The organism is Clostridium sp. (assembly GCF_030532265.1).
Classification (GTDB): Bacteria; Bacillota; Clostridia; order Clostridiales; family Clostridiaceae; genus Clostridium.
On record NZ_JAUNLM010000006.1, the window covers coordinates 23,347 to 38,936 of the forward strand.

At 28.6% G+C, this 15,590-nt stretch carries 12 protein-coding genes; 1 reads left to right on the top strand and 11 read right to left on the bottom strand.

Annotation, left to right across the window (positions count from 1 at the left end):
• Window positions 1-78: 78 nt before the first annotated feature.
• The 3 genes from Q4E08_RS02785 to Q4E08_RS02795 all read right to left on the bottom strand — a co-directional run bounded on the left by Q4E08_RS02785 (window position 79) and on the right by Q4E08_RS02795 (window position 3,658).
• Window positions 79-1,086 (bottom strand): ABC transporter substrate-binding protein, encoded by a 1,008-nt coding sequence (locus tag Q4E08_RS02785; protein ID WP_303128062.1) that lies wholly within the window; start codon window positions 1,084-1,086, stop codon window positions 79-81.
• Between the two features lie 76 nt (window positions 1,087-1,162).
• Entirely contained in the window at window positions 1,163-2,143 is a 981-nt protein-coding gene (locus Q4E08_RS02790) for an ABC transporter permease (RefSeq protein WP_303128064.1), read from the bottom strand.
• Between the two features lie 24 nt (window positions 2,144-2,167).
• Entirely contained in the window at window positions 2,168-3,658 is a 1,491-nt protein-coding gene (locus Q4E08_RS02795; RefSeq protein WP_303128066.1) for a sugar ABC transporter ATP-binding protein, read from the bottom strand.
• Between the two features lie 184 nt (window positions 3,659-3,842).
• On the opposite strand from Q4E08_RS02795, the gene Q4E08_RS02800 reads away from it, so the two are divergent.
• Complete coding sequence (locus tag Q4E08_RS02800) at window positions 3,843-4,268, top strand: RbsD/FucU family protein (RefSeq protein WP_303128069.1); 426 nt, start codon at window positions 3,843-3,845, stop codon at window positions 4,266-4,268.
• A 44-nt stretch (window positions 4,269-4,312) separates the two neighbouring features.
• On the opposite strand, the gene Q4E08_RS02805 is transcribed toward Q4E08_RS02800, so the two are convergent.
• The 8 genes from Q4E08_RS02805 to Q4E08_RS02840 form a co-directional block, all read right to left on the bottom strand.
• Window positions 4,313-6,325, bottom strand: a complete 2,013-nt coding sequence (locus Q4E08_RS02805; protein WP_303128072.1) for a penicillin-binding transpeptidase domain-containing protein — start codon at window positions 6,323-6,325, stop codon at window positions 4,313-4,315.
• 36 nt (window positions 6,326-6,361) lie between these two features.
• Entirely contained in the window at window positions 6,362-7,183 is an 822-nt protein-coding gene (locus Q4E08_RS02810) for a RelA/SpoT domain-containing protein (protein WP_303128073.1), read from the bottom strand.
• A gap of 171 nt (window positions 7,184-7,354) precedes the next feature.
• Window positions 7,355-8,581: a peptidase T gene (pepT, locus tag Q4E08_RS02815; RefSeq protein ID WP_303128077.1), complete on the bottom strand. Its 1,227-nt coding sequence runs from the start codon at window positions 8,579-8,581 to the stop codon at window positions 7,355-7,357.
• An 84-nt stretch (window positions 8,582-8,665) separates the two neighbouring features.
• Complete coding sequence (locus Q4E08_RS02820) at window positions 8,666-10,615, bottom strand: translation factor GTPase family protein (RefSeq protein ID WP_303128079.1); 1,950 nt, start codon at window positions 10,613-10,615, stop codon at window positions 8,666-8,668.
• A gap of 120 nt (window positions 10,616-10,735) precedes the next feature.
• Entirely contained in the window at window positions 10,736-11,683 is a 948-nt protein-coding gene (locus Q4E08_RS02825; RefSeq protein ID WP_303128081.1) for an ABC transporter permease, read from the bottom strand.
• A 1-nt stretch (window position 11,684) separates the two neighbouring features.
• On the bottom strand, window positions 11,685-12,764 hold the full coding sequence (locus Q4E08_RS02830) for an ABC transporter permease (RefSeq protein ID WP_303128082.1): 1,080 nt from the start codon (window positions 12,762-12,764) through the stop codon (window positions 11,685-11,687).
• Complete coding sequence (locus Q4E08_RS02835; protein ID WP_303128084.1) at window positions 12,754-14,283, bottom strand: ABC transporter ATP-binding protein; 1,530 nt, start codon at window positions 14,281-14,283, stop codon at window positions 12,754-12,756. The genes Q4E08_RS02830 and Q4E08_RS02835 overlap by 11 nt, the downstream gene beginning before the upstream one ends.
• Before the next feature lie 72 nt (window positions 14,284-14,355).
• Complete coding sequence (locus Q4E08_RS02840; protein ID WP_303128086.1) at window positions 14,356-15,474, bottom strand: BMP family protein; 1,119 nt, start codon at window positions 15,472-15,474, stop codon at window positions 14,356-14,358.
• Window positions 15,475-15,590: the final 116 nt, after the last annotated feature.

The following is a 15,590-nucleotide window of genomic DNA, read 5'->3' on the forward strand; positions in this document are numbered from 1 at the left end:
ATTTATATCAATTATTCATAAAAAAAGAGAGAGACTAAGTCTCTCCCTCTTAAGATATAATTAAAATATAATTATTTATTATTTTTTACCTAATGGATATAATAATTTTTGAATATCATCATTTTCAAAATTATCTAGACTTACATAAGTAGCTCCAGTATCTATTCTTTTTTCAACATTTTTACCTTCTAATACATCATTAGCAGCTTTAACTCCTAAATATCCCATATTATATGGATTTTGAACAACGAAGCCATCAATTACTTTTTCTTTTAAGAAAGCAATTTCTTGATCTGATGAATCAAATCCTATTAATGTTATATCGTCTAATTTTCCTTTTTCCTTAACAGCTGTAGCAACACCTACAACAGCCCCTTCATTTGTTGCATATAATCCTTTTAAGTCTGGATTAGCTGTCATTATATCTGTAGCTTTAGCAAGTGCTAATGCATGGTCTCCATCTGAATATTGTATTGAAACTATTTCTATATCTTTATGATTTTTTTCTATCTCTTCTTTAAATCCATCTCTTCTTTCTTGAGCAGTTGATGTTCCTTCATTATGAGCAACTATTGCAACCTTTCCTTTGCCACCGATTCGTTTAGACATTTCTTTTGCTGCAATTGCTCCTGCTGCTTTGTTATCAGTAGCAACAAAACTCTTTTGAATATCTGAATCTAAATCTGAGTCAAAAGTTATTACTGGAATACCTTTTTCTTCTGCCTTTTGAACTACTGGTAATAAAGCCTTATTATCAAGAGGAGCAAGCATTATAGCTTTAGCTTGTTTTGTTATTGCATTTTCAACCATCTCTATTTGTCTGTCAACTTCTGTTTCACTATCTGGACCTTCAAAAGTTACTTTTATCCCAAGTTCTTCAGCTGCTTTTTGTGTTCCCTGTTCTACAGTCTTCCAAAATTCATGTTGATATCCTTTTGATATAACTGCAATATAAGTGTCATCCTTTTTTCCTTCTGTTCCACCTGATGAATCTCCTGTTCCTTGACCTCCTGAACTACATCCAACAACTCCAACTGCAAGCACTGCTGCTGTAGCAACCATAGCCACAAGTTTTTTTAATTTCATAAATCATACCCTCCCACAAACTTTATGTTTTAATTTAATTAATTATTTATTTTAATAACTAACTAACAATTAATAACTATCTCTTTTTCTTTCTAAGCATATCTACATATACAGCACCTATAACAACTGCTCCCATAGCAAGCATTTGCCAGTTTTGTGATACATTCATTAGATTAAGACCATTTTTTAATACACCCATTATAAAAGCACCAAGAATAGTTCCTGTTATTGAACCCTCTCCTCCACTTAAAGATGTTCCTCCAATAACAACAGCTGCTATTGCATCTAATTCATATCCTTCTCCAGCAGTTGGCTGACCTGAATTTATTCTTGCAGCCATTACAATACCAGCAATAGCACACATAAGTCCACAATACATATATACAAATAATTTAGTTTTTAATACATTTATACCAGATAATCTTGCTGCTTCCTCATTACTTCCTATTGCATAAGTATATCTTCCAATTAAAGTTTTCTTTAATATAAATCCTGATATAATAGCTAATACAATTAAATATATTACAGGATAAGGAATAATTCCAAATAACTTTCCTTGAGATATAGTTGAAAAAGTTGGCGCTGAATCAAAATATACTGGTTTTGCATTAGTAAGTACTAAAGTTAGTCCTCTAGCCATCATCATTGAACCAAGAGTTGCTATAAAAGGTGGTAAATTAAACTTCCCAATAAGCAAACCGTTTACAGTACCAAATAGCATACCAACTAATATAGCAAGTATTACAGCAACTGTAATGCTCATTCCTTTACTTATAAAAAGTCCTGCGGAAACACCACTTAATGCAATTATTGCACCTAATGATAAATCTATACCTGAAGTTATAATAACAAAAGTAACCCCTATAGCCATTATTCCTATTACAGCAGTTTGTAATGCTATTGTTATTATATTATCTACATTTAAAAAATGCGGTGTTGCAACTGAGAAAAATAAACACATTAAAAGCAAACTTATACCTGCTGCCATTTTCTGTAATAGTGCTTTATTATCTTTTTTATCACTATTTAATACTTTCTTATTTTTAATAGCTTCCATACCAAAAATCTCCCCCTAAAATTATTAACTATTAGATGCTAAGCTCATTATTTTTTCTTGTGTAGCATCTTTTATATCAAGTTCTCCTGTTTTCTTACCTTCATGCATTACAATAATTCTATCACTCATCCCTAAAATTTCAGGTAATTCAGAAGAAATCATAATAATAGCAACCCCTTTTTCAGCTAATTCTTTCATTAAAGTATATACTTCATATTTAGCACCAACATCTATTCCTCTTGTTGGCTCATCGAATATAAGAACTTTAGTATCTCTGCAAAGCCATCTTCCTATTAATACTTTCTGCTGATTTCCACCACTTAAAAACTTAGTTTTTTGACTTAAAGATGGTGTTTTAGTTTTTAAATCATTAATTTTTTCATTTGATATCTTTTTGCATAGTTTATCGTTTACAACAGATAATTTACTGTATTCTTTTATATTTGCAATAACAGTATTAAACTCTACATCTAAATCTAATAAAAGTCCATCTCTCTTTCTATCTTCTGATAAATATGCTATTTGATTTTTTATTGCATCTACTGGTGATTTTATTTTTATTTTATTTCCTTCTAAATAGAATTCTCCTGAATCAATAGGATCAGCTCCAAAGATTGCTCTTGCAACTTCAGTTCTTCCAGCTCCCATAAGCCCTGCAAATCCTAATATTTCTCCTTTTTTAACGCTAAAGCTTACATCATGTAACTTACCTTTTCTGTTTATATTTTTGGCTTCAAATACTACTTCTCCTATATTTGGCTCTCTTTTTGGATATTGATCTTTTATATCTCTTCCAACCATCATTTTAATAATTTCATTTATATCTACATCTTTCCATATTCTAGTTCCTATATAACTTCCATCTCTAAGTACAGTTATTCTATCTGCAATATGCTTAAACTCCTCCATTCTATGAGAAATATAAACTATTCCAACCCCTTCTTTTTTTAATTTTTTTATTATTTTAAATAAATCTTCAATTTCTGACTCTGTAAGTGCTGATGTTGGTTCATCTAATAATAAAACTTCTGATTTAAATGCTAATGCTTTCGCAATTTCAACCATTTGTTGTTCTGCTACACTTAAATTATCAACTCTCTCATTAGGGTCAATGCTTAAGTTCAATGATTTTAATACATTTTCTGTATCTTTAATCATTTTTTTTTCATCAATAATAAATTTATTTTTCTTTGGCTCTCTACCTATATATATATTTTGAGCTACTGTAAGATGAGGTAATAAATTAAATTCTTGATGTATTATAGATACACCACGCTCTGCTGCTTCTTTAGGATTTTTTACATTAAATTCTTTTCCTTTAAATAGTATATTTCCCGAATCCTTTTTATAGACTCCTGTTAGTACTTTCATAAGTGTTGATTTTCCAGCACCATTTTCTCCAATAAGAACATGTACTTCTCCTTTTAAGACTTCAAGCTTTGCATTTTTTAAAGCTTGTACCCCTGGAAAGGCTTTATCTATTCCTTCCATCTTTAGCAATACTTGCTTTGACATTTAATCACTCCCCGCACCCCTTTTTTTGTTTATGTTGTTTTATTTTTATTCAATTTACTTTATATAATTATACCTTTTTTTTCCAATTATCACAACATAAATTTTAATTTATTTGAATTTTTACCATATTTTGTTTATAATGTTTTTGTATTCTTTTATTTTATATTCAAAGGAGAGTGTTTTTATGTTAAAAAAAATTCCTTCAATTATTTCACCTGAACTTATAAAAATACTTATGGAAATGGGACATGGAGATACAATAGTTATTGCAGATGGCAATTTTCCTTCATCTTCTTGCGCAAAAAGGTTAGTTAGATTAGATGGACATAATGTTCCTGAAATTTTAGAAGCCATATTAACTTTATTTCCATTAGATACTTATTCAGAAAAACCAGTAAAACTAATGAATGTACTTCCAGGTGATAATTTCGTTCCTAATATTTGGGATACTTATAAAACCATTATAAAAAAAGAATTTTCACCTTTTGATTCTTTTGGATTTATAGAAAGATTTGATTTTTATGAAGAAGCAAAGAAAGCATACGCTGTTATAGCAACATCAGAAAAAGCTCTTTATGCTAATATAATTTTAACTAAGGGTGTAATTTAGATAAAAAAATTGGCACTTTAATTAAAGTGCCAATTTTTAATATGTTATTTTAAATAATATTCTAATACATTTCTTACTTTAGGAACAACAGCATGAGAACCACCTTTTTCTTTAACATCTTCAAGAATCATAGAAATTGTAATTTTTGATCCTTTAACATCTGTTGCTATAAACCATCCATTTTCTGTTCCCTTTTTATCATTTTGACTCTTTTTAATTTCTGCTGTTCCTGTTTTTCCTGCTAATTCTTGACCTGGTATTTTAGCATCTGTGGCAGTACCACCTTCACTATTTATAGGTTCTTTAAATGCATTTATTAAATCATTTAAATATTTTTTCTCTATTGTTTGTTTTTTAAATATTTCTTCTTTATTATTTATACTTGTAACCAATCTTGGTTTCATTATATTCCCTTCATTTGATAAAGTACTATAAGCAAGTGTCATATTTAAAGGGGTAACCAAAACTTGACCTTGACCATATCCACTATCTGCTAATGCTATTTCACTCTCTATTTTCCCGTTATTTGAAATTTGTGAAGTTTCCATTGGATATCCAAAATCTATTTTTTCTCCTATTCCAAATTTCTTAGCTCCTTCAATAAACTTATCACTTCCAAGGTCTACTGCAACTTGAGCAAAATATATATTATCAGAATACTTAACAGCATCATTTAAATTTACTGATTTACCTGAATTTTTAACTCTTGTAACCTTATAATCACCCCATGAACTATCTTTTTGCCAACTTAATCCCTTTATATCTTTTTTATCATTTGCTTTTATAACTCCATCTTGGATTCCTGTAGTTGCAGTTATAAGCTTAAATGTAGAGCCTGGTGAATAAAGTTTTGTAAATCTATTTTCATAAGCCGCATTTTTTGTATCCTCTAATTCTTTCTTTTGAGTTTTTGTCATATAAGTTGTAAACATATTTGAATCATAAGAAGGTGAACTTACCATAGCTAATACTTCGCCTGTTTTAGGATTTAATGCAGTAGATGCTCCCTTTTCTCCATTTATTTCTCTATATATTTTCTTTTGAAGATTTGAATCTATAGAAATTGTTATATCACTTCCATTCTTAGGATCTTTATTAGCAACTTCTATTTTTTCGTCTCCTCTTTCAATATATATTTTCCCTCCATTTTCACATCTTAACTTATCTTCATAAACTTGTTCTAATCCACTTTTACCAATTAAACTATGTGTATTATACCCTTTGTCTTTATTTTTTTCTAACTCCTCTTTTGTAATAGGTCCTACATATCCTACTAATCTACCAAACGCTTCTCCCCCACTATAAACTCTTGATATAGAATTTTGAATTAATATTCCATCCTCATCACGATTTTTTAAACTATTAAGTTTTGAATCATTAGGTAATATTTTAACTATTTCTACAAAATGACTTGGATTGCTATTTGAATCTAATTTTTTAATTATTGTATCTTCACTTATGTCTAAAGCTCTTGCTATTTCTTTTATTTTTTCATCTTTATTTTGTCTATTAAATATAGCTGGATGTATACCAACAATATTAATTTTTCCATCCTCTGCTAAAGCTTTCCCGTCTTTATCTAATATTTTACCTCTTACTGCATTTACGGTATTAACTTTTATTTTATCTCCCTCTTGCATGTTAGGAAAAATCAAATTATCATTCCACTTTATTTTATAATCTTTATCTTCTTTTACTAAAGTAACTTTAAAATCATCTAATTTTAGATTTCCAGCTACTGTATCCATAGTTAAAGAAAATGGAATAATTACATCATTATTTTCTTTTGTAGCCTCACCTAGTTTAATATTAATATTACTAGCATTCATAGCTCCATATATATTTCCAAGCCTTTGAACAAATGTTGTTTCATCAATAGTACCTTTTGAATCTTTGCTAAGCATATCATACATACCCTTATAATCTAAACTTTGCCACTTGTCTTTATACTGATTAAAAGCATCAATAGCTTTACTTTTACTAGAACATCCCATAAAGGATACCGTTAGTAAAAATGTTATAAAAGCTATAAAATAAATTTTTTTGTTAAATTTCATAATACCCCTCCATCCAATCTAATTATTTTATGATAATTAGATAATATTATTCTTCTCTTTTAACCTTTGAATCTCATAATCCTTTTCCTTAATTAAATTCTTATACATATTTTCTTTTATATTCCATTCATTTTTATTCCACTCTTTACTAAGAGTATTTATAAGAGATGCCATTTCATCAGCACTTCCTACTATCCTATTAAATAATAAAAGATTAGATTTTAATATTTCTGGAATTTCATTATGAGAATATCTAAGTCTATGATCAATTTCACCATATCCTTCTTCAAATATAGTTCTAACCTGTATTTCTGCTATAACTTTTTTATTAGTTGGATAAAACTCAACTAAGTAATGTACTGACCTATATCCTGATTGTCTTGATCTAACCTCTATCCCAAGTTTATTAAATATCTCAGTATTATCTCCTTCTCTAACATTAGCTGTTATTTCTATAACCTTCCATGTATTTATTATAAAATCATGTATTTCTTTCCACTGTTCTTTAAAAATATGTATTACCCTAATTCCAATTAAATCATTTATTTCATCTTTATAGTTATTTACTGTAAATTCAAAATCACCCCCATATTTTTCTTTCCTATCTTTTGTTTTTCTTACAATCTTTTCTATAAGCCTATCACTTGCTTTTATTCTAGACTTTACAGAATGAATACATTCGTTTGCCCTTAATATGTTTGCTATAAAATTAGCTTGATTTTCATAAGACTCTAAATATTCTATATAGTCTTTATATATTTCTTCTAAGTTTTTAATATTTATATTGTTTTCTTCTATAATTGTTTCACAATGACTGTATTTTTTTAAAAATTCTTGTATTTCAAATTTATTTTTCATAAATATTTCTCCTAAATTTAAACATTACATTTATATTATATCACTAAATTTTATTAATAACTTATAACATAACTTATACTAAGTAACTTTTTAAAAATTAAAATTTCATATTTATAAATTACTAAAAAAATAAAAAAGGTTAGGAATTAATCCTAACCTTTTAAACTCATTTTATTTTTCACCATAAAGTTTAATTATGTTTACAATAGTTTCTACTGCTTTTTCCATAGATTCTACTGCTATATATTCATATCTTCCATGGAAATTTTCTCCACCAGTAAACATATTTGGAGTTGGAAGTCCCATAAATGATAATCTAGCTCCATCTGTACCTCCTCTTATTGGTACAACATCTGGAGTTATATTTGCCATTTCCATTGCCTTTTTAGCAGTTTCAACTATATGCATTACAGGTTCTATTTTTTCTTTCATATTTCTATATTGCTCTTTTATTTCAACTTTAACTGTTCCTTCACCATAAACTTCATTTAATTTCTTTTCAGCATTTTTAAATTCCTCTATTCTTCTATTAAAAGTATCTTCAAAGAAATCTCTTATTATAAATGACATTTCAGTATTTTCTACCGTTCCATTTATACTTATAAGGAATGAAAATCCTTCATATCCTTCTGTTTTTTCTGGAACTTCATCAAGAGGTAACATGCTTAAAAATTCATATGCCACTAGTGATGAATTAATCATTTTATTTTTAGCACTTCCTGGATGTACATTTTTTCCCTTAATAACAACCTTTGCACCTGCTGCATTGAAGTTTTCATATTCTAATTCTCCAAGCGCTCCTCCATCTACAGTATATGCAAAATCTGCTCCAAAGCCTTCTACATCAAATTTATCAGCACCTCTACCAACTTCTTCATCTGGAGTAAATCCAATCTTAATATCTCCATGCTTAATTTCTGGATGATTTATTAAATACTCTACAGCTGTTATTATTTCTGATATTCCAGCCTTATCATCTGCTCCTAAAAGAGTTGTACCATCTGTTGTTATTAAAGTTTTTCCAACATAATTTTTAAGCTCTGGAAATTCTTTCGGATCTAGATTTATATTTAACTTTTCATTTAAAACTATAACATCTCCATTATAATCTTTAACAAATTGAGGTTTTACATTTTCTCCACTCATATCAGGAGCTGTATCCATATGTGATATAAAACCTATAGTAGGAATTTTTTTATCAGTGTTAGCCTTAAGTGTTGCATAAACATATCCAAACTCATCAAGTTTAACATCAGATAATCCTATCTCTTTTAACTCCTTTTCCAAAACTTTAGCTAAATCTAATTGACATTTTGTACTTGGAATTGACTCAGATTCTTCATCTGACTTAGTGTTTATTTTTACATATTCTAAAAATCTTTCTTGAACTTTTTTCATATTATAATCTCCCCTCATATAATACTTTAATATAATTATACATTAAAAATAGTTTAAGTTTTTGTTTTTGCTTTATTTTTAATATTATTTTAAACAATGCATATATTTTGTTACATCTTTTCCATCAACTACATAAGCTTGACCCTTTGAACAGAATATTGATGAACTAGTATATTCTACATCACTACTTTTATCATATCCTTTACTTTTTATTACCTCATCTTCATTATGACAATAATCATACCCATCAAAAACTAAACTTAAAAATCCATTTCCTTTTGTAAAACTTATAAACTCCAAACTATAATCAATAAAAGTTTTTACTGGTCCTCTACCAGTTATTATTACTCTATCCCCACTATTTATAGGCTCATCAAATTCACCTTTTCTCTTTTGAATATCTGATAATACTCTTCCTATTAACTCTATATTCACATCAATCTTGAACTTATAATATGGTTCTAAAAGCTTATTATTTGCTTCATCAAGCCCTTGCCTTAAAGCTCTTTTTGTAGCTTCTCTAAAATCTCCTCCAGTAGTATGCTTATTATGCGCCCTACCAGTTAATAAAGTTATTTTCAAATCAGTAATTGGACTTCCTGTTAATATTCCTTTGTGTTCTTTTTCAAATATATGTGTTTTTATTAAATTTTGATTTCCAATAGTTAAATCATCAGTATGACATTTATTTATAAATGTTATACCACTACCTCTTTCACCTTCTTCTATTTTTAAATTAACTTCACTATAATGTCCTAGTGGTTCAAAATGACCATACCCTAACGTTTCTCCAATTATTGTTTCTTTATAAAGTATTTCTGGTTTATCAAAATCTACATTAAGATTAAACCTATTTTTTAAAATATCTTTTAAAACTTCAAGTTGAACTGTTCCCATTATATCCAAATGTAACTCTTTAAGACGTTCATCAAAGTTAACATTTAAACTATTATCTTCACTTTCTAATGTTTTAAATATCTTTAAAACCTCATTACTATTAATTTTTTCATCATATATAACTTTAACTTTTAAAGTAGGAATCATTTCATAATTTATATCATCATTAAATCCTAAAGACATTCCACTTTGTAAATTATTTGCTCCTAAAATACAAGCTACCTCTCCTGCTTTTACTTCATTTATTACTTTAAACTTATTTCCATTATAAAGTCTTATTTCATTTATTTTTTCTTTAAAATTATCTAAAATAATTTTAAAATTTATCTCATCTTTTGCTTTTAATGTACCATTTAGACACTTTATAAATGATAATTTATTGCCTTTTTCATCATGTTTTATTTTAAAAACTCTACCTTTAAACTCGCCAAATTCATTATAAGAGGTATATGTTAAATTATTAAAATCATCTAAAAACTCTACTATACCTTTATCTAAAAGTGCAGAACCACTATAACACAAAAATAACTTTCTACTTTTTATAAGCTCTTTTCCCTTATCTATACATAATTCTTTATTTAAATTTTCTTCTAAATACATTTCTAAAAGCCTTTCATCACTTTCAGCTATCTTTTCTATAAAATCTAAATTTAATTCTTTAGATAAAGAATTTTCTATATAAATAACATTTTCATCAAACTTTAATTTTATTTCATCTATTATTTTATTTACATTAGCACCAACTCGATCAACTTTATTTATAAATATAAAGGTTGGAATATTATTATGTTTTAATAAATTCCATATTGTATCCGTATGGCCTTGTATTCCCTCAACTGCACTTATTATTAAAATTGCATAGTCTAATATACATATAGTTCTTTCCATCTCTTGAGAAAAATCAATATGACCTGGTGTATCTATTAAATAATATTCTGAATCTTTATAATTAAAAGTTCCTACATCTGAAAATACTGTTATTCCTCTACTCTTTTCAATTTCATGACTATCTAAATAAGAATTTTTATGATCTACTCTTCCTCTATTTCTAATGCTATTTGTATGGTATAAAATTTGTTCTGAAAATGTTGTTTTACCACCATCAACATGAGCAAATATTCCTATTGTCTTTCTCATTTTTATTATCTCCTCTTAAAAATTTCTTTAAGTTAAATTATATCAAAATAATATAAATCATTCATATTAATAATAAAAGGTTTATAAGAACATTAAAGTTCTTATAAACCTTTAAAAATTTTATCTTTTTCCTTTATCAAAAGGTTCTCCAACAGCCTTCGGTGCCCTTGAGCTTTTTGAGAAAATAACTAATGCAATTAATGTCATTATATAAGGGAAAGTTTTTAATAAAACAGGTGGTATTGAAGCAAGCTCTGGTATAACTTGTGATACATTAGCAACTGTACTTGCAAAACCAAAGAAAAGTGTTGCTCCTAAAATTCCAAGAGGCTTCCATTGTCCAAATATTAAAGCCGCAAGAGCTAAGAATCCAAGACCTCCAACGTTTCCTGTAAATTCTCCAGCATAAGTAACTATTATTATAGCTCCTCCTAATGCTGAAAATGCTCCTGATATCATAACTCCAATATATCTCATTTTATAAACATTTATTCCTGCAGCATCTGCAGCTTGTGGGTGTTCTCCACATGCTCTAAGCCTCATTCCAAATGGTGTTTTGTATAATATGAAAGTTGCTACTAATAAAATAATTAATACAAGCCATGTTGATGCATAAGTTTTTGTAAAAAACATTCCTATAACTGGTATATCACTTAAAACAGGTATATCATTTGGTATAAATCCTTGTCTTATTCTTATATTTCCACTACCTGTTATATTTCTAGCTAAAAATATTGTAAGTGCTCCTGCAATCATATTTATAGCTGTACCACTTATTATTTGCTCTGCATTTAAATGAATACTTGCAAATGCATGTAGAAGTGAAAATAAAATTCCAGCTATAACAGCAGCTAAAATACCTAACCAAAGCGGTAAATTACCATCTAACTTATCTTGAAGAGTAACTATAGTAAATGCACTAACAAATGCACCCATTATCATAAGTCCATCAAGACCTATGTTAGTAACTCCACTTCTTTCACTATAAAGAGCTCCAAGTGCTGTTATTAAAAGCGGTATTGTAAATGCAATTGCATAAGGAAATACTTGTCCAAACATTTCTAACATATTATTTCACCTTCCCTTCTTTTGCATTATTCTCTAATTCTTTGTCTCTTCTTTTTATCTTTAACTTATTTATAAATCTTTCTATTACTATACTAGTTGCAGCAAAATATATTATTGTAGCCATTATAGTATCAGCAATTTCTGGTGGAATTTCTGTCATAGCACTCATAAATCCACTACCTGTATATAAAATACCAAAGAATAATGCAGCAAAAAGTACTCCTATTGGTGTATTTGCTCCAAGAAGTGATACAGCAATGCCATCAAAGCCTTGTGTTGGAAGAACACCTACTTGAATAATATTTGAATTTCCTGCATATTCAATAACTCCAGCAAGTCCTGAAAGTCCTCCTGCTATCATCATTGAAAGTATAATATTTTTATTTACTGGTATACCTGCATATTCTGCACCAAATCTATTAAATCCAACAGCTTTAAGTTCATAACCTAATGTTGTTTTATTTAATATAAACCAAATAATTACTATAGCAAAAAGAGCTAAAATTATTCCTAAATTTATATATGACCCATCAAATATATCTGAAAGCCATTTTAATTTAAGAGTTGCCCCTTCTGAAAGTGGTCTTGATTCTGTTTCATATTGTCCCTTCATCATATTTGGTACCATGTAATAAACAAACCAGTATATAGTCCAGTTCATCATTATAGTTGAAACAACTTCATGAACATTAAACTTTGATTTTAATATACCAGGAATTATAGCAGCTGCCATTCCTCCTAATATACCTACTAATATCATTAAAGGTAAAAGCACAATTCTTGGAGCATCTACTGTAAGTCCAATAAAAGTAGCACAAAATCCTCCAAATAGCATTTGCCCAGCTGCACCTATATTAAAAAGACCTGTTCTAAAAGCAAAAGCAACAGATAGTCCTGTAAGTATTAATGGTGTAGCTGTTGCTATAGTATTACCAATTCTTTCTACACTCTTAAGTCCGCCTTGAAAAAGATATGAAAATCCTTCTATTGGATTATGATTAAGAGCTAGCATTAAAAGTGAACCTGTTATAAGTCCTAATATTATAGCTAATATGGATACTATACCTTTATTAGTTTTCATCTTGTGACCCTCCTTTAATTCCAGCCATCATTAATCCAATTTCATTTTCATTAGTTTCATCTGAATTTACAATTCCTATAAGCTCTCCACCATTTATTACTGCAATTCTATCAGAAACATTTAGTACTTCATCAAGTTCTAATGATATAAGAAGTACTGCTTTTCCTTTATCTCTCTGTTCAACTAATCTTTTATGAATATATTCAATTGAACCAACATCAAGTCCTCTAGTTGGTTGAACTGCTATTAAAAGATCTGGATTCAATTCAACTTCACGTCCTATAATAGCTTTTTGCTGATTACCACCTGATAATGTTCTAGCTTTTGATATAGGACCTTCACCTGATCTTACATCAAATTCATTAAGTATTTTTTCTGCATATTTTCTAATTGCAGACTTATTAAGTATTCCTCTCTTTGAAAATGGCTCTTTGTTATACACTTCAATAATCATATTTTCTTCTAGCGTATAATCAAGTATTAAACCTCTTTTATGTCTATCTTCTGGTATATGTGCTATTCCTTTATCTATTCTCTTTTTTGTTTTCTCATTCGTTATATCTTCATTCTTGTATATAACTTTTCCACTCTCTACTTTTCTAAGTCCTGTTATAGCTTCAACTAGCTCATTTTGACCATTTCCTTCAACACCAGCAATGCCAACTATTTCTCCACTTCTAATTGATAACGAAAAGTTTTTAAGTCCAAGAACTTTTTTATTATTTTTTACTGATATATCATCTATTTTTAATACCTCTTCTTTAGGCTCACTTTTTTTCTTATCAACTTTAAAAGAAACCTCTCTACCAACCATCATTTTAGCCATTTCTGCCTCAGATGTTTTTTTAGTATCAACTGTTCCTATATATTTACCCCTTCTTATTACTGTACATTTATCTGATACAGCTTTTATTTCTTTTAATTTATGCGTTATTAATATTATAGATTTTCCTTCTTTTATAAGATTCTTAATTATTTTCATTAAATCTTCTATTTCTTGTGGTGTTAATACAGCTGTTGGCTCATCAAATATTAATATATCTGCATTCTTATAAAGCATCTTTAATATTTCAACTCTTTGTTGCATACCAACAGAAATATCCTCAATTTTTGCATATGGGTCCACATTTAATCCATAGCTTTTTGAAAGTTCTTCTATTTTTTTTGCTGCTTTCTTTATATCTACTACTAACCCTTTTTTAGGCTCACATCCTAGTATTATATTTTCTGTTACCGTAAAATTTTCCACTAATTTAAAGTGTTGATGAACCATTCCTATTCCCAAATCATTTGCTTTATTTGGATTTGTTATTTTTTCTTCTTTTCCATTTATCTTAATAGTTCCTCTATCTGGCTGGTACATTCCAAAAAGCATTCCCATAAGTGTTGATTTACCAGCTCCATTTTCCCCTAATAGAGCATGAACTTCCCCTTTTTTTAACTTTAATGTTACGTTATCATTTGCAACAATACCTGGAAATTCTTTTCGAATATTAAGCATTTCTACTGCATATTCCATTTATATCCTCCCCACAAAATCTATATAGTTTAAAAGGGGCAGTTTTCCGCCCCATTCCTTAACTATAAATAATTATTCTATTAAACTACCTTGTTCTGCTGAAACTTTTATTTCACCAGATTTTATTTTGTCATAAGCTTCTTTATATGCTTTAATAGATTCTTCACTTAAATTTGGATTTTTTTCTGGTAATCCAACACCATCATTTTTAGCATCATAGATTAAAGTTTGTCCACCTGGGAATTTTCCATCTAATTCAGCTTTAATCATATCAAAAGTTGATTTTTTAATATTTTTTGTAGCTGAAGTTAAAATAACTGATTTTTCATTTCCATCTTTATCTTTATATAAACCTTCTGAATATTGGTCAACATCAACACCTATAACCCAAGCTTTTTCTCCCTTTTGAGCTCTAGCTTTAGCTTCTGTTATAGCACCAACACCAGTACCTCCTGCTGCTGTAAATATTACATCAACACCGTTATCATACATTTTTGCTGCAATTTGTTGTCCTGCTGATGAAGTATTGAATGTTCCTTCATATACTACATTACTCTTATCAATTTTTATTTTTGTTCCTAAATTTTCATTAGCGTATTTAACACCTTGTTGGAATCCCCAATTAAATTTTTGAACTGCTGGTATTTTCATTCCACCAATGAATCCAAAATTTGCTTCTTTCATTTGAACTGCTGATGCAACTCCTGCTAAGAAACCTGACTCATGTTCTGCAAAAAAGATTGATACTGTATTTGGTTTAACTACTGGTTTAGCATCCTTTTCACCACTATGTGGATTACCATCTAAAATTACAAACTTAGCATCTTCATATTTATCTTGTGCCTCAAAAATAGCAGTTTCAAACTTAAATCCTGGTGTAACTATAAATTTATTTCCTGCTTCATAATGATTACTTATTTCCTTTAAATAATCAGCTGGCTTTTCACCACCTGGTTGTAAATATTTTTTTGAAACTCCAAGCTCTTCTTCAGCTTGTACTATTCCTTCCCAAGTTCCTTGGTTAAATGATTTGTCATCAATTGTACCTGAATCTGTAACCATACCTACTTTTAAATTTGCTTTTTTATCAGATGCTCCACCTGATTTTTCTGAATCCCCACTGTTTCCACATGCTACTAATCCCGTCGCCATAACTAATGAAAGTGCAAGTGCTAAAAATTTTCTTTTCATTAATTCCCCTCCTAAAAATACGTAAATTTTTTTGAAATAAATTTTACACCCCAATTATATAATAGTTTGTATGATAATCTCAATATTTTTATGAATATTTGTTTAAAAAATTTTTA